Source organism: Ruegeria sp. HKCCD6157 (genome assembly GCF_013110685.1).
Classification (GTDB): domain Bacteria; phylum Pseudomonadota; class Alphaproteobacteria; order Rhodobacterales; family Rhodobacteraceae; genus Ruegeria.
Genome location: NZ_WVRB01000001.1, coordinates 840,742 through 862,968 on the forward strand (window position 1 = coordinate 840,742; position 22,227 = coordinate 862,968).

At 59.3% G+C, this 22,227-nt stretch carries 19 protein-coding genes; 11 read left to right on the forward strand and 8 right to left on the reverse strand.

The annotated features are described in order from the left end of the window. Positions 1–13 precede the first annotated feature (13 nt). Positions 14–1,720 carry a peptide ABC transporter substrate-binding protein gene (locus GS612_RS03875; RefSeq protein ID WP_152458615.1) on the reverse strand — a complete coding sequence of 569 codons (1,707 nt, stop codon included), beginning with the start codon at positions 1,718–1,720 and terminating at the stop codon, positions 14–16. 285 nt (positions 1,721–2,005) lie between these two features. On the opposite strand from GS612_RS03875, the gene GS612_RS03880 reads away from it, so the two are divergent. From GS612_RS03880 to GS612_RS03900, 5 genes are read left to right on the forward strand one after another with little or no spacing between them, the layout of a single operon-like run. After that, entirely contained in the window at positions 2,006–3,826 is a 1,821-nt protein-coding gene (locus GS612_RS03880; protein ID WP_171639137.1) for an ABC transporter ATP-binding protein, read from the forward strand. 5 nt (positions 3,827–3,831) lie between these two features. Beyond that, positions 3,832–5,001, forward strand: coding sequence for an acetylornithine deacetylase (gene argE, locus GS612_RS03885; protein ID WP_171639138.1), 1,170 nt, complete (start codon positions 3,832–3,834; stop codon positions 4,999–5,001). A 40-nt stretch (positions 5,002–5,041) separates the two neighbouring features. Further along, complete coding sequence (locus GS612_RS03890; RefSeq protein WP_171227934.1) at positions 5,042–6,208, forward strand: M20 aminoacylase family protein; 1,167 nt, start codon at positions 5,042–5,044, stop codon at positions 6,206–6,208. Positions 6,209–6,224: 16 nt separating this feature from the next. Further along, positions 6,225–7,388 carry a M20 aminoacylase family protein gene (locus GS612_RS03895; RefSeq protein WP_171639139.1) on the forward strand — a complete coding sequence of 388 codons (1,164 nt, stop codon included), beginning with the start codon at positions 6,225–6,227 and terminating at the stop codon, positions 7,386–7,388. 22 nt (positions 7,389–7,410) lie between these two features. Then, positions 7,411–8,574, forward strand: a complete 1,164-nt coding sequence (locus GS612_RS03900) for a M20 aminoacylase family protein (protein ID WP_171639140.1) — start codon at positions 7,411–7,413, stop codon at positions 8,572–8,574. A 71-nt stretch (positions 8,575–8,645) separates the two neighbouring features. Here the strand turns inward: GS612_RS03900 and GS612_RS03905 are convergent, their stop codons facing one another. Together GS612_RS03905 and moaA are read right to left on the reverse strand one after the other, a co-directional pair. Next, a complete protein-coding gene (locus tag GS612_RS03905) occupies positions 8,646–9,944 on the reverse strand; it encodes a 3-deoxy-D-manno-octulosonic acid transferase (RefSeq protein ID WP_171639141.1) in 1,299 nt (432 codons plus the stop codon). 1 nt (position 9,945) lies between these two features. Then, positions 9,946–10,953, reverse strand: a complete 1,008-nt coding sequence (gene moaA / locus GS612_RS03910; protein WP_171639142.1) for a GTP 3',8-cyclase MoaA — start codon at positions 10,951–10,953, stop codon at positions 9,946–9,948. Between the two features lie 90 nt (positions 10,954–11,043). Here moaA and GS612_RS03915 point away from each other — a divergent pair, with 90 nt between their 5' ends. After that, a complete protein-coding gene (locus tag GS612_RS03915; RefSeq protein ID WP_171639143.1) occupies positions 11,044–11,475 on the forward strand; it encodes a hypothetical protein in 432 nt (143 codons plus the stop codon). On the opposite strand, the gene GS612_RS03920 is transcribed toward GS612_RS03915, so the two are convergent. Genes GS612_RS03920 through glmU form a run of 4 tightly spaced genes read right to left on the reverse strand, consistent with a single transcriptional unit; the run spans position 11,463 to position 15,880 of the window. After that, positions 11,463–12,149: a DNA alkylation repair protein gene (locus GS612_RS03920; RefSeq protein WP_171639144.1), complete on the reverse strand. Its 687-nt coding sequence runs from the start codon at positions 12,147–12,149 to the stop codon at positions 11,463–11,465. The genes GS612_RS03915 and GS612_RS03920 overlap by 13 nt on opposite strands. 5 nt (positions 12,150–12,154) lie before the next feature. Then, entirely contained in the window at positions 12,155–12,697 is a 543-nt protein-coding gene (locus GS612_RS03925; RefSeq protein WP_171639145.1) for a pyridoxamine 5'-phosphate oxidase family protein, read from the reverse strand. Positions 12,698–12,700: 3 nt separating this feature from the next. Further along, positions 12,701–14,524, reverse strand: coding sequence for a glutamine--fructose-6-phosphate transaminase (isomerizing) (gene glmS, locus GS612_RS03930; RefSeq protein ID WP_171639146.1), 1,824 nt, complete (start codon positions 14,522–14,524; stop codon positions 12,701–12,703). Between the two features lie 3 nt (positions 14,525–14,527). After that, positions 14,528–15,880 (reverse strand): bifunctional UDP-N-acetylglucosamine diphosphorylase/glucosamine-1-phosphate N-acetyltransferase GlmU, encoded by a 1,353-nt coding sequence (gene glmU / locus GS612_RS03935; RefSeq protein ID WP_171639147.1) that lies wholly within the window; start codon positions 15,878–15,880, stop codon positions 14,528–14,530. A 134-nt stretch (positions 15,881–16,014) separates the two neighbouring features. Between glmU and GS612_RS03940 the strand changes: the two genes are divergently transcribed. From GS612_RS03940 to GS612_RS03950, 3 genes are all read left to right on the forward strand, one after another. Beyond that, on the forward strand, positions 16,015–16,686 hold the full coding sequence (locus GS612_RS03940) for an HAD-IA family hydrolase (protein ID WP_171639148.1): 672 nt from the start codon (positions 16,015–16,017) through the stop codon (positions 16,684–16,686). Positions 16,687–16,725: 39 nt separating this feature from the next. Further along, positions 16,726–17,916, forward strand: coding sequence for a DegT/DnrJ/EryC1/StrS aminotransferase family protein (locus GS612_RS03945; protein WP_171205455.1), 1,191 nt, complete (start codon positions 16,726–16,728; stop codon positions 17,914–17,916). Positions 17,917–18,080: 164 nt separating this feature from the next. Next, positions 18,081–19,244, forward strand: a complete 1,164-nt coding sequence (locus GS612_RS03950) for an isovaleryl-CoA dehydrogenase (RefSeq protein WP_171115013.1) — start codon at positions 18,081–18,083, stop codon at positions 19,242–19,244. A gap of 52 nt (positions 19,245–19,296) precedes the next feature. On the opposite strand, the gene GS612_RS03955 is transcribed toward GS612_RS03950, so the two are convergent. Beyond that, entirely contained in the window at positions 19,297–19,899 is a 603-nt protein-coding gene (locus GS612_RS03955) for an OmpW family protein (RefSeq protein WP_152458599.1), read from the reverse strand. 136 nt (positions 19,900–20,035) lie between these two features. Here GS612_RS03955 and GS612_RS03960 point away from each other — a divergent pair, with 136 nt between their 5' ends. Both GS612_RS03960 and GS612_RS03965 read left to right on the forward strand, forming a co-directional pair. Further along, positions 20,036–21,646, forward strand: coding sequence for an AMP-binding protein (locus tag GS612_RS03960; RefSeq protein ID WP_171639149.1), 1,611 nt, complete (start codon positions 20,036–20,038; stop codon positions 21,644–21,646). Beyond that, a complete protein-coding gene (locus tag GS612_RS03965; RefSeq protein ID WP_171639150.1) occupies positions 21,643–22,170 on the forward strand; it encodes a lysozyme inhibitor LprI family protein in 528 nt (175 codons plus the stop codon). Before GS612_RS03960 ends, GS612_RS03965 begins: the two co-directional genes overlap by 4 nt. The last annotated feature ends 57 nt before the right edge of the window (positions 22,171–22,227 follow it).

Sequence of the window (22,227 nt, forward strand, 5' to 3'; positions counted from 1 at the left end):
GCAAGGTCAGTGCTTAGGAACCGGTCTTGCGGTACCAGTCCGCAATATTCCACAGCTCGCTGTCCCAAACGTTCAGGACAACGCCACCCAGGGTGTTTGCATGCGCCGACAGGCGACCACGGTGAACCAGCGGGATCATACCACCATTCTGAACCATGATGTCATTCAGCTGCTTGGCGATTTCCGCACGCGCTTCCAGACCAGCGGTTTCGGCCAATTGAGCGTGCAGCTTGTCGAACTCTTCGTTGCAGAAGCGGCTGATGTTTTCGCCCTGCCACTGCGTCTCGGGACGCGGTGCCTTGTCGCACAGACCGTTGCCCAGATAGGACTGCGGGTCGGTGCCGTTGAAGGTGTTGGCGTACATTTCAACGTCGGCATAGAACTTCTGGAACGTGTCGGGCGAGCCCGGGTCACCACCGAAGAAGACCGATGCGTTGATGTTGCGCAGTTCGGTTTCAATGCCGATCTGGCTCCACCACTCCTTGATCAGTGCCTGGAAGTCCTGACGGACAGCGTTGGTCGAGGTCTGATAGACGATCTTCAGCGGAACGCCATCCTTCTCGCGGACGCCGTCGCCATCGGTGTCGACGATACCGGCATCATCCAGCAGTTTCTTGGCGCCTTCGATATCCTGGGTGTCGCAGGTCATCGAGGTCGAGTTGAACGCCGCAGGGGCCGGAACCCAGTTGCAGGTCACTTTACCAGCCTGACCATAGCCGATTTCCACCAGCAGCGGACGGTCGATGGCCATCGACATGGCTTTGTAAACGGCCGGGTCCTTCAGGAATGGGTGCGGATGCTTGGCCGTCGAACGCTCGCCTTCCGGCAACTCGGGCGACGGGTTGGTCTGGTTCAGCATGATGCGCTCGACCAGCGGGCCGAAGCCTGCAACCGGCGTACCTTTGCCACCTTCCTGCATCTGTGCGATCACTTCCGGAGCCAGTTGCAGGTTCCAGGCATAGTCAAATTCACCGGTTTCCATGACGGCACGACCTGCAGCCGTCGCGTCACCGCCGCCTTTGAAGGTCACGGTCGCGAAGGCAGGTTTTGCCGGATCACGATAGTTGTCGTTGGCCTTGAAGGTGATCACGTCGTTCGGTTTGAACTCGGTGACGACAAAGGGGCCGGTGCCGATCGGGTTGAAGTTCTGTTCGGTGCATTCCGGGGCTTTGGCGCCCATGCAGTTTTCGAACTGGGCCTTTTGAAGGATCGGGCTTTCACCGCCGACGAACGGGCCATAGGGGAAGGGGGTCGGTGCGTCGAAAGTGACCTTGACGGTCAGGTCATCAACAGCTTCGACCGAGGTGACGCCTTCGAACTTGGTCACCTGCGCGCAGCCACCTTCCGGGTGCATACAGTAATCGGCGGTGAACTTTACGTCAGCAGCGGTGAACGGAGAGCCGTCAGACCATGTGATTCCCGGTGCGATTTTCCATGTGATCGACGTCAGGTCTTCGCTGACACCGCCATTTTCCACGGTTGGGATTTCTGACGCCAGATATGGCACCATGTTGCCGTCCTGGTCGTAGCGGGCAAGTGGCTCGATCACCAGCGAGGCTGATTCCACGTCTTTCGTACCGCCGGACAGGAACGGGTTCAGGATCGACGGAGCCTGCCAATAGATGATGCTGACATTGCCGTCCGAACCGCGCTCGGCAAAGGCCATCGGGGCCATTGCCGTGCTTGCGATCGCACCAAGCAAAAGGGTTTTGATTTTCATAAGTCACTCCCGAATTGGACACGTTCGTGTCTCGATTATCTCCGCAAGGCCTGCGGGTTTGGCGTTGCCGCTTCGGGGTAAGTTTTTGATCAATAAAGATAATAGCGCTAACGACATAAATCGGCGCTGCCTCCCCAAGGCGGTTACGTTGGGTATCGAAACAGAACTTGAGAAAAATGCAAGTGGTGCCGTCGCGAAAATGTGTAATGGGTTTGACTTTTCCCGGTGGCCCGCCGTAGCGTTCGGCATTCAGAACAAGAATAACCTCGTCAAGGGAGCGCGCACGTGCTGGATCAGCCTATTGCTCAAATCAAAAAACTGCGGGTGGAGTTTCAGACAAAGGACGGTCCCGTTGTTGGTGTTGAGGACGTCTCGTTCGAGGTCAAACCAGGCGAAACCGTTTGTATCGTTGGCGAATCGGGCTCGGGGAAGTCGGTTTCATCTTTGTCCTTGATGCGTCTGGTCGAGTTCGGTGGCGGCGAAATCGCGGGCGGCGAACTGTTGTTTGATCGTCGCGATGGCGAAGAAATGGACCTGGCGAAGGCCGATCAGGATCTGATGAAGCAGATTCGCGGCAACGAAATCGGGATGATCTTTCAAGAGCCGATGACCGCGCTGAACCCTGTTTTCACCGTGGGCCGCCAGTTGACCGAAGGTTTGCGCATCCACAAGGACATGACGAAAGCGCAGGCCGAGCAACGGGCGCTGGAATTGCTGCGTCAGGTTCGTATCCCAGAGCCCGAGCGACGTCTGAAACAATACCCTCACGAGTTGTCGGGCGGGATGCGCCAACGTGTTGTCATTGCGATGGCGATGGCCTGTGAGCCGCGCCTGTTGATCGCCGACGAACCCACCACAGCCCTGGACGTGACCATTCAGGCCGAGATCCTGGCCTTGATGGACCGCCTCAAGCGGGAAACCGGAACTGCGGTGATGTTCATCACCCACGACATGGCTGTGGTTGCCCAGATGGCTGACCGCGTTGTTGTGATGTTCCGCGGCAACAAGGTCGAAGAAGGCACGGTCAAGGAGATCTTCGAAAACCCACAGCACGACTATACCAAGGCGTTGCTGGCCGCGGTGCCGAAACTGGGCGAGATGCAGGGTAAGTCTGCGCCCGAGCCGATGAAGCTGCTGGGGGTCGAAGGGCAGAGCATTGCACCAATTCCGGGTACGGAAGAGGTTCTGCTGACCGTCAAGAACCTGACGACACGGTTCCCGGTCAAAGGCGGGCTTTTGCGGCGCACGATTTCGAACGTTCATGCGGTCGAGGATGTCTCGTTCACTCTGAACAAAGGTCAAACGCTCAGTCTTGTAGGGGAATCCGGTTGCGGCAAGTCTTCGGCGGGGCGCTCGATCCTGCGGCTGGTTGAGCCGTTGGCGGGCGAGATTGATCTGGACGGCGTCGATATCATGAAGCTTGATCCGTCTGGTTTGCGCAAGGCGCGGCTGGACATGCAGATGATTTTCCAGGACCCGTTCGCGTCCTTGAACCCGCAGATGCAGCTGGTCGACCAGGTGGCCGAGCCGATGCGCAATTATGGTGTGGCGTCGGGATCCGAACTTCAGGATCGCGTGGCACAATTGTTCGACAAGGTGCAATTGCCGCGCAGCTTCATGCGCCGCTTCCCGCATGAAATGTCGGGCGGTCAGCGTCAGCGGATCGCAATTGCCCGCGCTTTGGCCCTGAACCCCAAGCTGATCATTGCGGATGAGGCGGTTTCGGCCCTTGACGTGTCGGTGCAGGCGCAGGTTCTGAACCTGATGATGGAATTGCAGTCCGAGCTGGGCCTGTCATACCTGTTCATCAGCCACGACATGGCCGTGGTCGAACGGGTCAGCCACTATGTCGGGGTCATGTATCTGGGGCGCATTGTCGAACTTGGGCCCCGGGCGCGGGTGTTCGAGAACCCGCAGCATCCCTATACACAGGCGCTGATGAAGGCGGTTCCGATCGCGGACCCGAACAAGCGGAAATCGGAAAAGGATCTGAATTTCAAACCGATCCCGTCTCCTATTCATCCCACCAACTACACGCCGGAACCTTCGCAATATCAAGAGGTTGAGGCAGGGCACTTCATCCTGACCACGGACAGCGGGTATTGACCCCAATGGCGAAACGCCTGACCCCGCTTGAGATCATGACACAGCTGATCTCATTTCCGACCGTGAGCCGTGACACCAATCTGCCGCTGGTGGATTGGGTTCAGGACTACTTGCAGAGCCACGGAATCGAAAGCCACCGCTGGCCGGATCCGGACCAACCGCACAAGGCCGCGATCTTTGCGCATGTTGGTCCACAGGAAGAAGGCGCGGTGGTTCTGTCCGGTCACACGGATGTCGTGCCGGTGGACGGTCAGCCGTGGCACACTGATCCTTTCACGGTGACCGAGAAAGACGGCAGATACTTCGGTCGCGGCACCTGCGACATGAAGGGGTTTGACGCCCTGGCCATCTGGGCCCTGGTCGAAGCACACTATGCCAATATCAGCCGGCCGCTTCAGCTGGCGCTCAGCTTTGATGAAGAGGTCGGATGCACCGGTGCGCCGCCGATGATTGAAGCAATGCAAAAGGTTCTGCCCAAGGGATCGGCAGTGATTGTGGGTGAGCCGTCGATGATGCAGGCGGTGACAGGGCACAAGGGCGGATTCGGCATTGATACACATATCGTCGGGTTCGAAGTGCACAGCTCGATCATGCATACTGGCGTGAACGCCATCATGGCGGCGGCGCCTTTGATCGATTGGGCAAATCACAGAAATGCCGAAAGCATGGCCGCTGAGCCGAGCGAAATCGCGGCTGTTTTTGACCCGCCGTGGACCACCTGTCATGTCGGCATGATCGAAGGCGGGACAGCCCACAACATCACCGCCAAAGACTGCAAGTTCATGATGGATTTCCGCACGGTGCCGGACGAAACGCAGGCTGAATGGCGCGATGCCTATGTCGAACAGGTCCGCCGGGTCGAAGCTCGGATGCAGGCCGTTCACCCCGATGCGCGCATCGAACTGTCCGAGCATTTCGCGATCCCGGGGCTGGTGCCCGAACAGGACGGAGAAGCCGAAGCTTTGGTGCGCGCCCTGACCGGGGACAACGCCAGCCACGTCGTCAGCTATGGGACCGAGGCGGGGCAGTTTCAGGCGGCCGGGTATTCGGCCGTGATCTGCGGCCCCGGCGATATCGCGCAGGCTCATCAGCCGAACGAGTTCATATCGATCGCGCAGTTCGAAGCTGGGCATGGGTTCATGCAACGATTGGTTGAAAGGCTGAGCGCGGCGTAACATTCAACGTGGCCTCAGTGGTTCAGGGGAGGGTCTTGAGATGCCTGTCAAAAACAGACTTGCAGAGATGCATGGCGATATTACCAAGTGGCGCCGCCACCTGCACGCACATCCTGAACTGATGTATGACGTGCATGAAACGGCTGCTTTCGTTGTCGAGCGTCTCAGGGAATTCGGTGTGGATGAGATCACGCCGGGAATTGGCCGGACGGGGGTCGTGGCCGTGATCCGGGGACGGCAGGATACGACCGGGCGCGTGATCGGATTGCGCGCTGACATGGACGCATTGCCGATCGAAGAAGCGACGGGGTTGGACTATGCCTCGACCGTATCGGGCAAGATGCACGCCTGCGGGCATGACGGGCATACCTCGATGCTGCTTGGGGCCGCCCAGTACCTGGCTGAAACCCGAAACTTCGATGGCACCGTTGTTCTGATTTTTCAGCCCGCCGAAGAAGGTGGTGCAGGCGGTCTGGCCATGTGTCAGGACGGCCTGATGGATCGCTGGAGCATTGATGAGGTCTATGGCATGCACAATATGCCTGGGTTGCCGGTGGGCGAATTCGCGATCCGACCCGGCGCCTTGCTGGCCTCATCTGATGAGTTCGAAATCACGATCACCGGCAAGGGCGGACACGCGGCTGCACCGCATGATGCGGTAGATACCACGCTGGTGGCCTCGCATATCGTCGTGTCGTTGCAATCCGTCGTGGCGCGCACCGTCGATCCGATCAAACGCGTGGTGCTGACTGTGGGTACGTTTGAAACGGACAGCGTCGCGTCGAACGTTATCGCGCATACCGTTCGCTTGCAGGGGACCGTCCGGACGCTCGACCCCGAATACCGCGCCATTGCGGAAGAACGCGTGCGCAGGATCGCCGAGGATACGGCCTCGGCCTTCGGCGCAAAGGCGGATGTCGTCTGGACGCCCGGCTATCCTGTGACTGTGAATTCCGAGGCCGAAACGGCATACGCTGCCGAGGCGGCCGAGGCCGTGGCGGGCAAGGTCAATGACAGCACTGATCCGATCATGCCGTCGGAAGATTTTGCCTATATGCTTGAAGAACGGCCCGGAGCTTACATCTTTATCGGGAACGGGGACACGGCGATGTGCCATCACCCGGAATACAATTTTGACGACAATGCCATTCCCGCCGGTTGCAGTTGGTTTGCCGAGATCGTGGAACGACGATTGCCCGTGGCATAATTTGAGGGAGAGTGACATGCCGATCAAAAACCGCCTCGCAGAGATGCACGAAGAGATCACAGGCTGGCGGCGTGACATTCACCAACATCCGGAAATTCTGTACGACACGCACCGCACCAGCGCGCTGGTGGCGGAAAAGCTGAAGGAATTCGGCTGTGACGAGGTCGTTACAGGCATCGGTCGCACCGGCGTGGTCGGGGTCATTCGGGGAAAGAGCGACACGCAGGGCCGGGTGATTGGCCTGCGCGCCGACATGGATGCGCTGCCGATGCAGGAACAGACCGGGCTGGACTATGCCTCGAAGACATCAGGCGCGATGCATGCCTGCGGGCATGACGGGCATACCGCCATGGTTTTGGGAGCGGCAAAGTACCTGTCTGAGACGCGCAATTTCGATGGCACTGCAATCGTGATCTTTCAGCCTGCCGAAGAGGGCGGGAATGGCGCCGAGGCCATGTGCAAGGACGGTCTGATGGACCGGTTCGGCATTCAGGAAGTCTATGCGATGCACAACGTACCGGGCCTGCCGACCGGGCAGTTCGCGATCCGTTCGGGCCCTTTGCTGGCCGCAGCGGACGAGTTTGATATCCATCTTGAAGGGCGCGGCGGTCACGCTGCAAAACCCCATGAGACGGTCGATACGACGGTGATACTGTCGCAAATGATCGTGGCATTGCAGACGATCGTGTCGCGCAATGCCGATCCGATCCTGCAAGCCGTGCTGTCGGTGACGTCCGTCGAGACGTCATCGAAAGCGTTCAACGTGATCCCGCAATCGGCGCAGATACGCGGCACGGTCCGAACCCATTCCAACCAGATGCGAGATCTGATCGAACAGCGCCTCAAAGAGGTCGCCGAAGGGATTGCAGCAACATTCGGTGGTTCCGTGAACGTCAATTACTCGCGCGGCGTTCCGGTGACGATCAATGCCGAAACTCAGACGGGATATGCGGCAGAGGCCGCAGTCTCGGTCGGAGGCAGCTGCATCGAGGCGCCGATGGTGATGGGGGGCGAGGATTTCTCGTTCATGCTGGAGGAACGGCCCGGAGCCTTCATCGTTCTGGGCAACGGTGACAGCGCCGGGTTGCATCACCCTGAATACGATTTCAACGACGAGATCATCCCGATTGGATGTTCGTGGTTCGCAGAAATGGTCGAGCGCCGAATGCCGGCGGCTTGAACTGAATTAGGAGAGAATAGACATGCCAGTCAAAAACCGCTTTGCCGAATTGCAGGATGAGATCACCGCCTGGCGACGGGATCTGCACCAAAACCCTGAAATCCTGTTCGAAACGCACCGCACCAGCGCAATGGTGGCCGAGAAGTTGCAGGAGTTTGGTTGCGACGAGGTCGTCACCGGCATCGGGCGCACAGGGGTTGTTGGCGTGATCAAGGGCAAATCGGACAGCAGCGGCAAGGTGATCGGTTTGCGGGCGGATATGGATGCGCTGCCGATCCATGAGGCGACGGGGTTGGACTATGCGTCGAAAACGCCGGGCGCCATGCATGCCTGCGGCCATGATGGCCACACGGCGATGCTGCTTGGTGCGGCGAAGTACCTGTCTGAAACCCGAAATTTCGATGGCACGGTTGTTGTGATCTTCCAGCCTGCCGAAGAGGGCGGCGGTGGTGGTCGTGAAATGTGTGAAGATGGCATGATGGACCGCTGGAATATTCAGGAAGTCTACGGCATGCACAATTGGCCGGGACAACCTGTGGGCAAGTTCGCCATCCGTCCCGGCTCTTTCTTTGCCGCAACCGATCAGTTCGACATCACTTTCGAAGGGCGCGGCGGTCATGCTGCCAAGCCGCATGAAACAGTAGATTCCACGGTACTGGCAGCGCAGGCGGTGTTGGCGCTTCAGACGATTTCCTCGCGCAATGCCGATCCGATCGACCAGGTCGTGGTGTCGGTGACGTCGTTCGAGACCTCGTCGAAAGCGTTCAACGTGATCCCGCAGACTGTTCAGATCAAGGGTACCGTGCGCACCATGAGCAAGGATATGCGGGATCTGGCCGAAAAGCGGATCAACGAGATCTGCAATGGTGTGGCGGCAACGTTCGGAGGCACCGCCGATGTGACCTATATCCGCGGGTATCCGGTGATGGTGAACAGTGAAGAGCAGACAGAGTTTGCAGCAGCTGTTGCCCGGTCGGTATCTGGTGATTGTGATGATGCGCCTTTGGTCATGGGCGGCGAGGATTTTGCCTTTATGCTGGAGGAGCGCCCAGGCGCCTATATTCTAGTGGGTAACGGCGATACGGCCATGGTTCACCACCCGGAATACAACTTCAACGATGAGGCGATTCCCGCTGGGTGCAGCTGGTGGGCAGAGATCGTCGAGCAGCGGATGCCGGCGGCCTGATGGGGCGGGTGGGGGCTCTGCCCCCACACCCCCGGGATATTTTTGGCCAGATGAAGAAGGATCCCGCCTACTTACGTCAGGTCGAGCGAACGGCACAGCGTTTCCACGACGGAATCCAGTGCGTTGCTTTGCGTCTTGACGCAGGATTGGGCGGCGCTGCGGGCCCGGGTCAGGGCTTGGTCGTCTGAAAGCCAATGGTCGACCGCCGCAGAGAGATCTGTTTCGGTTTGAACCTCGATGGCGCCACCGGTTTTGATCAACGGCGCGAATGTTTCAGCAAAATTGAAGTATCCGGGACCGGTTATCACGGCGGCTCCGGCCTGGGCGGGTTCGAAAGGGTTGTGGCCGCCGATGTTTTTAAGGGAGCCGCCCAGGAACACGATGGGAGACAGAGCGTACCATGTGCCGGTCTCGCCCAATGTGTCGGCGACATATACCTGGGTTTCGGTTTTGATCGGGGAACTTTCTGATCGGAACGCGGCGTTGAGATCGGAGGCGTCCAGTCGTTTGGCGATATCGCCGCGGCGCTCTGGGTGGCGGGGGATCAGCAACAGCAGCAGATCGGGCCAGCGTTCCAGAAGTGATTTATGCGCGGCCAGAACGATTTCCTCTTCACCGGCATGGGTTGAACTGGCGATCCACACAGGTCTGCCAGAAATCTGAGAACCAATGTCGTCCAGCGTGCCGTGGTCTATGGGAAGAGGGTCTGACATGGCCTTGAGATTGGTGCCGGGCCGGACGCGGCCGACAGGGGCACCCATGGCTATCAGGTTGGCTGCGGTTTTGCCGTTTTGTGTCAGGAACAGGTTGAACTTGCTCAATACGAACCGCGCTGTTCTGGGGCGCTTTTTCCAACCGGCAACGGACTTGTCCGACAGTCGTGCATTCAGAAGGGCCAGCGGAACGGCGTGTCTGGCGCTTTCGACGATCAAACGCGGCCAAATCTCACTTTCGACGAAAACCCCGCCCTCTGGTTGCCAATGGTTCAGAAAGCGCCGGACCGGGCCTGCCGTGTCAAGCGGCGGGAATTGATGCCGTGTACGGGGCGGCAGGCGTTTTTCGATCAGAGCCGCTGAGGTCGGGGTGCCCGAGGTGATCAGAAACTCTGCCTCGGGCAGGCGGTCTGCTAGCCGTCTGATCAGGCTGAGAACCGAAAGGCTTTCGCCGACGCTGGCGGCGTGGAACCAGACCAAACGCCCATTTGGTCTGGGCAGGCTGGCATGGCCAAGGCGTTCTTGTTGCCGCTTATCAGGTACGTTTGCTGCCCGCAGCTTGTTCCGAACGACCCGCCATATCAGAGGCGCGGCCAGAGATGTGAGGGCGCAGTACACATGGTACAACGCCGTGGGGCGGCCGTCGTGATCCGGCATATCAGCCGCCTGTATGGCTCATGTGACGGCTCATCCGGCCATCGACGGCTTGGCGGGAATAGTCGAAGTCATGCCCTTTGGGTTTGAGATTGATCGCAGATCGGATCGCGTCTTCAAGTGGCTGTTCGGTGTCGGGATGATCGCGCAGGGCACCGCGCAGGTCGGCCATGTCTTCCTGGCCCAGGCACATGTAGAGTTCGCCCGTGCAGGTCAGGCGGACCCTGTTGCAGCTTTCACAGAAATTGTGCGACAGCGGCGTAATAAAGCCGATTTTCTGGCCGGTTTCCTCGAGCCGCACGTAACGGGCCGGGCCACCGCTGCGTTCGGCCAGATCGGTGACCGAATAGCGGTTTTCGTATTCTTTCCGCACGTCCTTGAGCGACCAGTACTGATCCAGGCGGTCTTCGTTGCCGATATCGCCCATGGGCATGACTTCGATCCAAGTCAGATCCATATCCCGCTGGGCGCACCATTCCGTGATTTTAGGAAGTTCGGGCTCGTTGAACCCTTTCAGGGCAACGGCGTTTATCTTGATCCGCAGGCCAGCTTTTTGCGCGGCGTCGATTCCGTACAAAACCTGTTTCAGGCGACCCCAGCGCGTCACCTTGGCGAACTTGTCATCATCCAGAGTGTCCAGCGAGACATTCACCCGACGCACACCGGCCGCATAAAGGTCTTCGGAAAATCGGTGCAGTTGCGAACCGTTGGTTGTCAGCGTCAACTCCTTCAATGCACCGCTGTCCAGATGACGTGTCATCGAATTGAAGAACGTCATGATGTTGCGACGCACCAAAGGCTCACCACCCGTAATGCGCAGCTTTTCGACCCCCATTCTGACGAAGGTCGAACACATCCGGTCCAGTTCCTCCAATGTCAACAGGTCTTTCTTGGGCAAAAAGGTCATGTTCTCGGACATGCAATACACGCAGCGGAAGTCGCAGCGATCCGTGACGGAGACGCGGAGATACGTGATGGCGCGGGCAAACGGGTCGATAAGCGGAGCTGTCATGCCATATACGTAAAGCTGGAACATGGCCGCGACAAGTGCGAACTGCGCTTTGCGCTGGAACAGCTGGGCGCAGGGTTGTAGGTTTCTGGCATGAAGAAAATACTTGTTTTGACATGCGCAATGACGGCCGGATGCGACGCCGTGCAGTCAACGACTGATCGAGTGTTCGGCGGGGGCGACGCGCCCGCCCAGACGGTGCCTGACACGGAAACGGGCACAGCAGTTGCCGAAGAGGCGTTGCAACCCGAACCGGTTTCCGCGCGCCCGAACTGGGTTGGGGCGAAGACCACCATCGCCGGGCTTGGGGATCCGACCACTCCGGGGCGCTGGATGCAGACGCCGCTGGTGGACAGCGAAGTTACGGCGCGTGTCGTCGTGCCACGGACCGGGGCGCAGGCCTATATCACGTTGGTCCCGGTTTCCGGTCCGGACAGCAGCGGCAGCCGCTTGTCACTGGACGCCATGAGGGCCCTGTTGGTGCCCTTCGACGAACTTGTCGAGCTTGAGGTCTATGTGAACTGATTTTTCAGGTATTTGCCTGCTTCGCGGCGGGCAAACGGCTTCATGGCATCACCGTGCTGTTTCAGAAAGGCGATCACGCGTTCTGGGTCATGTTTGGACAGTTCGCGCAGCCACCAGGCGATGGATTTCTGGATGAACCAGTTGCGGTCCGAAACATATCCCGCAGCCCAGCCAAGGATGCGGTCACGGCGGTGCAGATCGTCAGGCTTGGGGTGGTTCTGTTTGGTCCAGGGCAGGGTTGCGACCAAGGCCGCGCGCCGGGTCCACATGTGATCAGATCGGTTCCACAGTTCGACCTCGTCCAACCGTTCGGGATTTGCTGAAAGCCGTTTTTGCATCGCCATGCACGCGTGGTCCGCAACGGCCCAGGCATCGAATTCCGGCAGCCAGCTTTGAAGCAAATTCCAAACCGCCGCATCCGGTCGGATGCGTGCCTGAGTCAAGAGTTTGGATGCGGCAAGTCGCCCCTCGTGGATGTTGCTTTGCCATAGCCCGTCCGCCAATGCGACCCGCGCCGGCACGTCCAGTTCTTTCCGCCACGCCTTGGTCAGGTCGTTGAGAACCGGGTTCGCGACGCCCAGATAGATGCGATCCGCCTTGTGGTAACTGGCCATCTGGGTCGCCCGCTCGGGGTCACCATGCGCTTTGATTTGATCGAGATATCCACTCAGCATCGGGCTCACTTTGGTACGCCGGTTGGCTTTCCATCAATCGTTTGGCTGTTCCTTTCCACCCAATACGAGCGGATGTCCTCGTCTGATTTTCCATCCACCCATTTCTGCATTGTATCGCGGTCAGATTGGAACTCCATGAAAGGCACGGCATAGCCGCAGGAAGTCTGAACCAGGTCGATCTGCAGATCGTAAATCTGCCGCGCGCTGCGGTGGTCGGGGAACAGATCGGCCAGTTCCTCCCAGCCAGCGTCGCCCACATGCAAAGTGTGGGCCGTTCCATAGGTGCGCAGGATAAGCGGACGCGTGGTGAAAGAACACCACATCAGCGTCATGCGATTGGTTTCCAGCAAATGCCCCGCGGTTTCATTGCCACTGCCGGTCAGGTTCATCCAAACAACCCGGTTCGGCCCCAGAACGCGCAGCGAATCCATTCCCTTGGGTGAGATATTCACCCGTCCGTCAGGCGCTGCCGTGCCGACGAAAAAGATGTGCTGATCTTGGATGAACTTCTGCTGGGCGTCGTCCAGTTCCGGGAATTGCTTGGCCATGTTTCACTCCACTGTGACGGATTTCGCCAGATTGCGCGGTTGGTCCACATCTGTACCTTTAGCCACGGCCGTGTGATAGGCCAGCAGCTGCGCCGGAACCGAATACAGGATTGGGGCGAGGCTGGTGTGGACATGCGGCATGCGGATGGTGCTCCATACTCCGTCGCCGGCCTCGTCAATGCCGTCATCGTCAGAAACCAGGATCACCTTGCCCTTGCGCGCCATCACTTCCTGCATGTTTGACACGGTCTTGTCGAACACGGTGTCACGAGGTGCCATCACAACCACAGGCATATGCTTGTCGATCAGGGCGATGGGGCCGTGTTTCAACTCTCCTGACGCATAACCTTCGGCGTGGATATAGCTGATTTCCTTCAGCTTCAGCGCGCCTTCCATTGCCAGCGGATACATCAGGCCACGGCCCAGAAACAGGACGTCGCGCGCCTCGGACAGGCGTTGGGCGGCTTTGCGGATCGCCCGGTTCTGATCGAGTGCGGCGTTCAGCACGGTCGGCAACCCGCGCAGCGCGGCGGCATGATCGGCGATGTCCTCATCCGTCATCGTGCCCCGGTCTGCTGCGGCCTTGAGCGCCAGCATCAGCAGCACACTCAACTGGCAGGTGAAGGCTTTTGTCGACGCCACTCCGATTTCGACACCGGCATGGATCGGCAAGGCGATATCGCTTTCGCGTGCAATCGAGCTTTCGGGCACGTTGACGACCGAAACGATCTTGTCTGCCTTGCCCTCACAATACCGCAACGCGGCCAGCGTGTCGGCGGTTTCGCCCGACTGGCTGACGAAAAGCGCCAGTGTTCGATCCGTGATCGGAGGTTCGCGATAGCGGAACTCGCTGGCTATATCGACCTCGACCGGCATCTTGGCCAGTTGCTCGAACCAGTATTTCGCGGTCAGGCAGGCGTAAAACGCGGTGCCGCAGGCCACCATGGTCAGACGGTCCAGCTTGCGGAAATCCAGATCGGCATCGGGCAGTGCCACGCGGTCACCACCCGTGGGCAGGTAGGACCGGATCGCCTCCGCCACAACGATGGGCTGTTCAGCAATTTCCTTGGCCATGAAATGCTTGTGCTCGCCCTTGTCCGCACGCGTATGATCCAGCTTGATCTTGCGCTTTTCCCGGTTGGCCAACTCACCGGATTCGTTGCGGATTTCAAGCGACGTTCGGGTCAGAACCGCGCGGTCGCCTTCTTCCAGATATGTGATTTGGTTGGTCAGAGGCGCCAGGGCGATGGCGTCAGAGCCCACATACATCTCGCCATCCCCATGTCCGATGGCCAGTGGTGATCCCTTGCGGGCCGCCACGATCAGGTCGTCCTCTCCGTCGAACAGAAAGGCCAGCGCAAAGGCGCCCTCCAACTGGTCGATCGTCTTGAACGCGGCCTCAACCGGGGACAGGCCCGAGTTCAGGTGGTGTTCCGTCATGAGGGCAACCGTTTCCGTGTCGGTTTCGGTTTGGAAATCAACGCCATGTTCGGCCAGTTCGGCCCTCAGGTCGCGATAGTTTTCGACGATGCCGTTGTGAACGACGGCCACCGGGCCCGCCTTGTGCGGATGTGCATTGTTGACCGACGGGGCGCCATGCGTGGCCCAGCGGGTATGGCCGATGCCGGATTTTCCGGGAAGAGGATCATGCACCAGAAGGTCGCTGAGGTTGACCAGCTTGCCAACCGCGCGCCGCCGGCCCAATACGCCGTCGTTGACGGTTGCTATCCCGGCGCTGTCATAGCCGCGATATTCAAGCCGTTTCAGGGCTTCTACCAGAATAGGGGCGGCCTCGTGCTGCCCCAAAACACCTACTATTCCACACATACCTCAGGCCTTTTTATCGCGGCGAGCCTTTTTCGCCTTCAACATATCAAACAATTTACGCGCATATCCGGGCTTGTTTTCCTGCTTGGCCCGCGCAACAGCCAGCGCATCGGGGTCCACATCCCTGGTCACGACCGTGCCCGTCGCGGTCATCGCGCCGTCGCCCACCGTGACCGGCGCCACCAGCATGGTGTTCGAGCCGACAAAGACATTCTCACCAATCGTGGTCTTGTGCTTCATCACGCCGTCATAGTTGCAGGTGATCGTGCCCGCACCGATGTTGGTCGCTGCGCCAACCGAAGCGTCCCCGATATAGCTAAGGTGATTGACCTTCGCGCCTTCGGCGATTTCGGCATTCTTGATCTCGACAAAATTGCCCACCCGCGTGTTTTCGGCCAGTTCGGCACCGGGGCGCAGCCGAGCGTAGGGGCCGACGACAGCGCCCCGGCTGACATGGCAGCCCTCAAGATGCGAAAAGGCGCGGATCGTCGCGCCGCTTTCGACCGTGACGCCCGGTCCGAACACCACATTCGGCTCGATCACCGTATCGCGCCCGACCACCGTATCCGCGGCCAGATACACCGTGTCAGGCGCCATCAAGGTGACGCCCATGTCAAGCAGCTCGGCACGGGCGCGCGCCTGAAATACGGCATCGGCGGTCGCCAGATCAGCGCGAGAGTTCACGCCCAGCGTCTGCGCCTCGTCGCACGCGACTGCGGTCACGTTCAGCCCCCGGCGGCGCGCAATTTCAACCACGTCGGTCAGATAGTATTCGCCCGAAGCGTTGTCGTTTCCGACCTCGTCGATCAGCGAAAACAGCAGCTGCGCATTGCAGGCCAAAAGCCCAGAATTGCAGAATGTTATCGATCGTTCTTCATCCGACGCATCCTTGAACTCGACAATGCGTTCCAGCACGTCGCCATTCATGACCAGCCGGCCATAACGGGCAGGGTCGGCTGCGTCAAAACCAAGAATGACAAGGTCATTCCCGGACCGTGCCTCGATCATCCTTTCCAGCGTGTCGGGCTGCAAGAACGGGGTGTCGCCGTAAAGAACAACCACATCACCTTCGAACCCGCTCAATGCGCTCCGGGCCTGGGCGACCGCATGGGCCGTACCCAACTGGTCTTCCTGAACTGCGATCTGCGCCCCTTCATCCTCGGCCCGTGCAACCTTTGCCACAGCTTCGGACCCGTGGCCGGTGACGATCACGGTATGTTCGGGCGACAGGACAGATCCGGCGCGCATCGCGTGGATCAGCATCGGAACCTGAGCGATGGGATGCAGAACTTTGGGAAGGTCCGAATTCATCCTGGTGCCTTTTCCGGCGGCAAGGATGACGAGGGCAGTGGTCATGAATTCGTTTTCTCTTTGTGTTTTGTTGCCGTCCGTTTTATCCGCTGAGGTCAAAGGCGCAAGCCGTTCGGCCATCAAACAAGATTGCCGATTGAAACAGGATACGGCGAAAACCTGCCGAGCAAGGGGGCGAAATGCGCACCGTCATCTTCGATCTGGACGGCACTTTGGCGGATACATCCGGCGATTTGCTGGCGGCCGCGAACCATTGTTTCCGCAAGATGGGGCACGGGGATGTACTGGTCCACGGGCCGGATTCCGGTGTGGCGCTGCGAGGTGGGCGCATGATGCTGACCCACGGGCTGAAACGTGTCGGGGCCTATGACGAGGATACGGTGCAGGCCTATTACCCGGTTCTTCTTGAGGCCTACGCGCAGGACATCGACACCCACACCAGTTTCTATCCCGGTGCACTACAGGCGGTCGAGGTGCTGAGTGACGCGGGTTACGGTGTGGGCATTTGCACGAACAAACCGGAACATCTGGCCGAATTGTTGCTGACGCGCATGGGGGTGCGGGACCGTTTTGCATCTTTGGTCGGGGCCGATACGCTGCCGGTACGCAAACCGGACCCGGCGCCTTTGCGTGAAGCCGCGCGCCGTGCCGGGGGCGATCCGAACTTGTGCGTGCTGGTCGGAGACTCGGATACCGACCGCAATACCGCCAGGGCGGCGGGCGTTCCTTCGGTGCTGGTTACCTTCGGGCCATCGGGGGATGACATGGCGGCGCTGGAACCCGAAGCCCTTCTGCATCATTTTGACGACTTGCCCGGCCTCGTGCCTGATCTGATCGGTGCGGCAGCCTGAAACCTTGACCGGACCCTTTCGGAGCCTCAGAACAAGACCATGACCGACGTATTCTCTGGCAGCTTTACGCAGCAAGAACCCCTTCCGGAAGATGCAATCGAGGCGGCACTGGCCGTTCTGCGCCATGGGCGTCTGCATCGATACAATGTCGTCCCCGGAGAGTTGGGGGAAACGGCCCTGCTGGAGCAGGAATTTGCGGCGCAGATGGGGGCTAAATACTGTCTTGCGGTTTCGTCTGGCGGTTACGCTCTGGCCACGGCCCTGCGCGCGGTCGGCGTGCAGTCGGGCGATCCGGTTTTAACCAATGCGTTTACGCTGGCCCCGGTCCCGGGGTCGATTGCCTCGGTCGGCGGGCGGGCAGTTTTTGTCGGAGTGACGGAAGACCTGACCATCGATCTGGATGATCTTGAGGGCAAACTGGATCAAGCGCGTGTTCTGATGCTCAGCCATATGCGCGGGCATCTGTGTGATATGGACCGGCTGATGCAGATGTGTGACGCGGCCGGGGTGATCGTGATCGAGGATTGCGCACACACGATGGGTGCAGCCTGGCGCGGTCAGTTGTCAGGACGGCAGGGCGCGATCGGGTGTTATTCCTGTCAGACCTACAAGCATGTCAATTCGGGCGAAGGGGGCTTGCTGGTCACCGATGACGAGGAACTGGCGGCAAAGGCTACGATGTTGTCGGGGTCCTACATGTTGTACGAACGCCATCTTGCGGCGCCGGGGCCGGACGTGTTCGAGCGGATCAAATACACCACGCCCAACGTCTCGGGCCGGATGGACAATTTGCGCGCGGCGATCCTGCGCCCGCAATTGCGGGATCTGGACCGACAGGTGGCCCGGTGGAACGAACGTTATCGCGAGATCGAAACCGGGTTGCGGGGTACGTCGGGCCTGACGATCGTCGAACGGCCCGAAGAGGAAACCTATGTCGGGTCTTCGATTCAGTTCCTGCTGCTGGATTGGGCGCCTGAACGGATAGCCGAAGTGATCAGCCGTTGCGCGGCGCGTGGGGTTGAGCTGAAGTGGTTCGGCGGTGCCGAACCGACAGGATTCACGTCGCGCTATGACAGTTGGCGATATTTCGATAGCGAGCGGATGCCTAAAAGTGACCGCGTTCTGGCCGGCGTTATGGATATGCGCGTGCCTTTGACGTTTTCCCTGGAGGATTGTCGTTTGATCGCCCGGATCATCCGGGCCGAAGTGAGCGCGGTTTATCAGTCTTGACCAAGCGGAGTGCGCCTGCGGCGCACGCTCGATCTTTTGAAACGCCGCCCTTTTCGGGGCGGTGTTTTCCGTTTTGGACGCGCTGTCACAAAGATTGACCGGCAAAAGATTCGCTGCTAGAGATTTATTGAACACTTGTTCATTAAAGCGGAGGGAAGACGCAGATGTTCATGGCCACGATGAAGTTCGATCTGGGTGAGGATGTGAATGCCCTGCGCGAGATGGTGCATCGCTGGGCGCAGGAGCGTGTCAAGCCGATGGCGGCCGAGATCGACGCCACCAATGCCTTTCCGAACGAGCTGTGGAAAGAGATGGGAGAGCTTGGTCTGCTGGGTGTTACAGTGCCGGAAGAGTACGGCGGTGCAGGCATGTCTTATCTGGCGCATACGATCGCCGTCGAAGAGGTCGCGCGCGCTTCAGCTTCGGTTTCTTTGTCATACGGGGCGCATTCGAACCTGTGCGTGAACCAGATCAAGCTGAACGGCAATGAAGAACAGAAGCAGAAATACCTGCCGCGGCTGATCTCGGGCGAGCATGTGGGGGCGCTGGCCATGTCGGAACCTTCGGCCGGGTCGGATGTGGTGTCGATGAAGCTGCGCGCGGAAAAGCGGAACGACCATTACCGTCTGAACGGTAACAAATACTGGATCACCAACGGGCCGGATGCGGATACTCTGGTGGTTTATGCCAAGACGGACCCCGATGCTGGATCGAAGGGTATAACCGCATTTCTGATCGAAAAAGAGATGAAGGGTTTTTCAACCTCGCCCCATTTCGACAAGCTGGGTATGCGCGGGTCGAACACGGCTGAGCTGATCTTTGAAGACGTCGAGGTGCCGTTCGAGAACGTGTTGGGCGAAGAGGGCAAGGGTGTTGCCGTGCTCATGTCGGGGCTGGATTATGAACGGGTCGTGCTGGCAGGCATCGGGACCGGCATCATGGCCGCCTGTCTTGACGAAGTGATGCCTTATCTGGCTGAACGCAAGCAGTTCGGCAAACCTATCGGCAGCTTTCAGTTGATGCAGGGCAAGATTGCCGACATGTACACCGCGATGAACTCGGCGCGAGCATATGTCTATGAGGTCGCCAAGGCGTGTGACCGCGGTGACGTGACCCGGCAGGATGCCGCAGCGTGCTGCCTTTACGCGTCGGAGCAGGCGATGGTTCAGGCCCATCAGGCGGTTCAGGCGCTGGGCGGGGCGGGCTTCCTGTCGGATGCGCCGGTCAGCCGGATTTTCCGGGATGCCAAGCTGATGGAAATCGGCGCAGGCACCAGCGAGATTCGCCGGATGCTGATTGGCCGCGAAATGATGAATGAAATGCTCTGAAAGAAAGAACGCCCTGCGGACGAGGTAACCGCAGGGCGCTTTGGAAACGGGATCAGAACCGATGGACGTAGGAAACACCGACCAGCCAGGGATCGATTTCCGCGGTGCCGATGGGGGCGCCGTTGAGCGAGACGTCCGAGTCAATATCGAACCAGCGCACGTTCAGGCGGATCGCCCCGTTGTCGGTGACCATGTAATCCAGACCGGCCTGCAACGAGACGCCGAAGGAGTCATCGACCTTGATGTTGCCCAGAGGCGATTGCTCGTCGAAGAAGATCGTATAGTTGAGACCGGCGCCGACATAGGGTTTCCAGGCGCTGTTGGTCGGGAAGTGATAGTTCAGCGACAAGGTGGGCGGCAGGTGCTTGACCGTGGCCGCGTCCGTACCGCCAAGGGCTACGGTGTGTTTGAACGGGGTCGCTGCCAGAAGCTCGATGCCCAGGTTGTCGCGAATAAAGTACTCGGCGGTGAAAATCGGGCGGGTGTCCGCGTCGATCGTCGCTGGCGCACCGGCCAGCGTGCCGTTGTCGGATTTCGGGTCCAGATAGCCAACACCGATACCCAGCGTCCAGTCCCCTTGCGACTGGGCCAAAGCCGGAGCCGCCAGGGCGACCAACGCGGTAGACAGTGTCAAAGCGGCGAGTTTCTTTGTCATATTCTTGCCTTTGGTTATGTTGATGCTCTTGGTTTCGCAAAGGCGGTGTCCAGCCACTCTGATCTGCATCAAGTTTGCGTGATGTGTCCGCCCAAAGTCAGGTCGCGAAGCATCAGGAAAACAAGGGGAATTCGCCTTGTTGCACGCTGAGCGCATACCGGGTTTGCGCTCAGGAGGAGGCTGGGACATACCGGACCGGCTGAACATGGCGCAGCAATGTCTGAACCATCCGGGTGATCAGGTGGCGCTTATCGATCTGACCGGATCAGGGCGGCGGCAGATAATCTATGGGCAGTTGTCGCAAATGGCTGATGGGATCGCGCGCGCCCTGCTGGCCCGCGTCCGGCCCGGTGATCGGGTCGGAGTGCTGCTGAGCCAGTCACCCTGGTGTGCGGCAGCTCATCTGGCGATCTGGAAGATCGGCGCGATTTCGGTGCCCTTGTTCAAGTTGTTCAAACGGGATGCGCTGCGATCGCGGGCGGGCGATGCGGGCGTTCAGATCGTGCTGACCGATGCCGAAGGGGCGGAATTGCTGGGCGATCTGGCTGAACCGCTGATCGCATCCGAAATTGGCGTGGCCGGTCCTGCGTTGCCCTATGCCGCGACAGGGCCCGAGGATCCTGCCGTATTGATCTACACCTCTGGTACAACCGGCAGCCCGAAAGGCGCACTGCACGGGCACCGGGTTCTGACCGGGCATGTGCCGGGTGTCTCGATCAGCCACAATCACCTGCGTGAAGGAGACTGCCTGTGGACCCCGGCGGATTGGGCGTGGATCGGCGGGTTGTTCGATGTGCTGATGCCGGGCCTTGCACTGGGTATCCCGGTTGTCGCGGCACGGCTTGAGAAGTTCACCCCCGAAGCCTGCGCCGAGATCATTGCGCGGGGCGGGGTGCGGAATGTGTTCTTTCCGCCAACCGCCCTGCGGATGCTCAAGGCGGCGGATCAGGCGATCCCGGGTTTGCGTTCGGTCGCGTCCGGGGGTGAGCCGCTGGGGGCCGAGATGCTGGCCTGGGGCCAAGGTGCGTTTGGTCTGACGATCAACGAATTCTATGGCCAGACCGAATGCAACATGGTCGTATCCTCCTGCGCCGAGGATTTCCCCGTTCAACCCGGTTGTATAGGCAAGCCGGTGCCCGGGCATGAAGTCGCGGTGATCGACGATGACGGCATCCCGACCAGCGAGGAAGGCGATGTTGCCATCCGGCGGGGTTCGGCCGCGATGCTGCTGGAATACTGGAACAATCCGCAAGCGACGGCCGAGAAGTTCCGGGGTGATTGGCTGATCACCGGAGACCGCGGCGTGTGGGAAGGCGACTACCTGCGCTTTGTCGGTCGGGATGATGACGTGATCACCTCGGCCGGTTACCGCATTGGCCCGGCCGAGATCGAGGATTGCCTGCTGACCCATCCGGCGGTGGCCACCGTGGGCGTGGTCGGCAAACCTGACAAGCTGCGGACCGAGATCGTGAAGGCCTATGTGGTGCTGAAACCGGGGTTTGAGGCCACGGGTGCCGAGTTGCAGGATTGGGTCAAGGACCGTCTGGCGCATTATTCGTATCCGCGCGAGGTGGCGTTTCTGGAGGAACTGCCGATGACCGTGACCGGGAAGGTGATCCGCAAGGAGTTGAAGACGCGGGCGGCGGGGGAGACTGCAACTTCAACTAATGCGGGAATTGATGCTTTGGCTGAAGCACCGTATTCGTTTGGTGCACAACCACAAAAACACGAAAAAGGAATAAAATGAGAGTCTTAATCTCAACTATAGTTTTCAGTGTGTTCAGCGCGTTTCCAGCGGTAACACTCGCTCAACCGTTGCAGTCTATTGATGACTTTGATTCCGAGACTCATCTCAATTTGGCCGAGTGCTTCAATTGGGAATACTCTGACCAACTGACGTGCTTTGAGCACGCCCTAAGTCGCTGCAATCGGTTTACACAAAATCTCTCTACGGCGGGCGGCGCATATTATTGTAGCTACGCCGCATTCGAGGAAATTGATGCAAAGCTCAATGAGATTTACCCCATTTATTTGGCGGCTGCACGAAACAACGCCTATGGTTCTGACCGGACTGCCGAAAGTGAAGAGATGTTGCGAGCGGCGCAAAGAGCCTGGATCGAGTACCGAGATGCGATGTGTGAGATTGAAGCGACTTGGAATGCCATTAACTCCGGCTACGGCGCAGTCGTAGACGATTGCAAATCGCGGCTTTCACTCATGCAGATGCAAACGCTTCAAGCTGAATTGGGTGGTTTTGTCGACAAGCAATAAATCAACCAAGTCGCAGGTTGGACCAAGATGCTTCGGCCTGCGCAGCTTACTTGTAGT

Excerpts from the sequence above, each read along its gene's own strand:
- argE (WP_171639138.1), top strand. The coding sequence starts at position 3,832 with ATGGCGAAACGCCTGACCCCGCTTGAGATCATGACACAGCTGATCTCA.
- glmU (WP_171639147.1), bottom strand. The coding sequence starts at position 15,880 with ATGACCACTGCCCTCGTCATCCTTGCCGCCGGAAAAGGCACCAGGATG.
- GS612_RS03925 (WP_171639145.1), bottom strand. The coding sequence starts at position 12,697 with ATGGCCAAGCAATTCCCGGAACTGGACGACGCCCAGCAGAAGTTCATC.
- GS612_RS03895 (WP_171639139.1), top strand. The coding sequence starts at position 6,225 with ATGCCGATCAAAAACCGCCTCGCAGAGATGCACGAAGAGATCACAGGC.
- GS612_RS03965 (WP_171639150.1), top strand. The coding sequence starts at position 21,643 with ATGAGAGTCTTAATCTCAACTATAGTTTTCAGTGTGTTCAGCGCGTTT.
- glmS (WP_171639146.1), bottom strand. The coding sequence starts at position 14,524 with ATGTGTGGAATAGTAGGTGTTTTGGGGCAGCACGAGGCCGCCCCTATT.
- GS612_RS03955 (WP_152458599.1), bottom strand. The coding sequence starts at position 19,899 with ATGACAAAGAAACTCGCCGCTTTGACACTGTCTACCGCGTTGGTCGCC.
- GS612_RS03920 (WP_171639144.1), bottom strand. The coding sequence starts at position 12,149 with ATGCTGAGTGGATATCTCGATCAAATCAAAGCGCATGGTGACCCCGAG.
- moaA (WP_171639142.1), bottom strand. The coding sequence starts at position 10,953 with ATGACAGCTCCGCTTATCGACCCGTTTGCCCGCGCCATCACGTATCTC.
- GS612_RS03905 (WP_171639141.1), bottom strand. The coding sequence starts at position 9,944 with ATGCCGGATCACGACGGCCGCCCCACGGCGTTGTACCATGTGTACTGC.
- GS612_RS03940 (WP_171639148.1), top strand. The coding sequence starts at position 16,015 with ATGCGCACCGTCATCTTCGATCTGGACGGCACTTTGGCGGATACATCC.
- GS612_RS03950 (WP_171115013.1), top strand. The coding sequence starts at position 18,081 with ATGTTCATGGCCACGATGAAGTTCGATCTGGGTGAGGATGTGAATGCC.
- GS612_RS03875 (WP_152458615.1), bottom strand. The coding sequence starts at position 1,720 with ATGAAAATCAAAACCCTTTTGCTTGGTGCGATCGCAAGCACGGCAATG.
- GS612_RS03900 (WP_171639140.1), top strand. The coding sequence starts at position 7,411 with ATGCCAGTCAAAAACCGCTTTGCCGAATTGCAGGATGAGATCACCGCC.
- GS612_RS03945 (WP_171205455.1), top strand. The coding sequence starts at position 16,726 with ATGACCGACGTATTCTCTGGCAGCTTTACGCAGCAAGAACCCCTTCCG.
- GS612_RS03915 (WP_171639143.1), top strand. The coding sequence starts at position 11,044 with ATGAAGAAAATACTTGTTTTGACATGCGCAATGACGGCCGGATGCGAC.
- GS612_RS03890 (WP_171227934.1), top strand. The coding sequence starts at position 5,042 with ATGCCTGTCAAAAACAGACTTGCAGAGATGCATGGCGATATTACCAAG.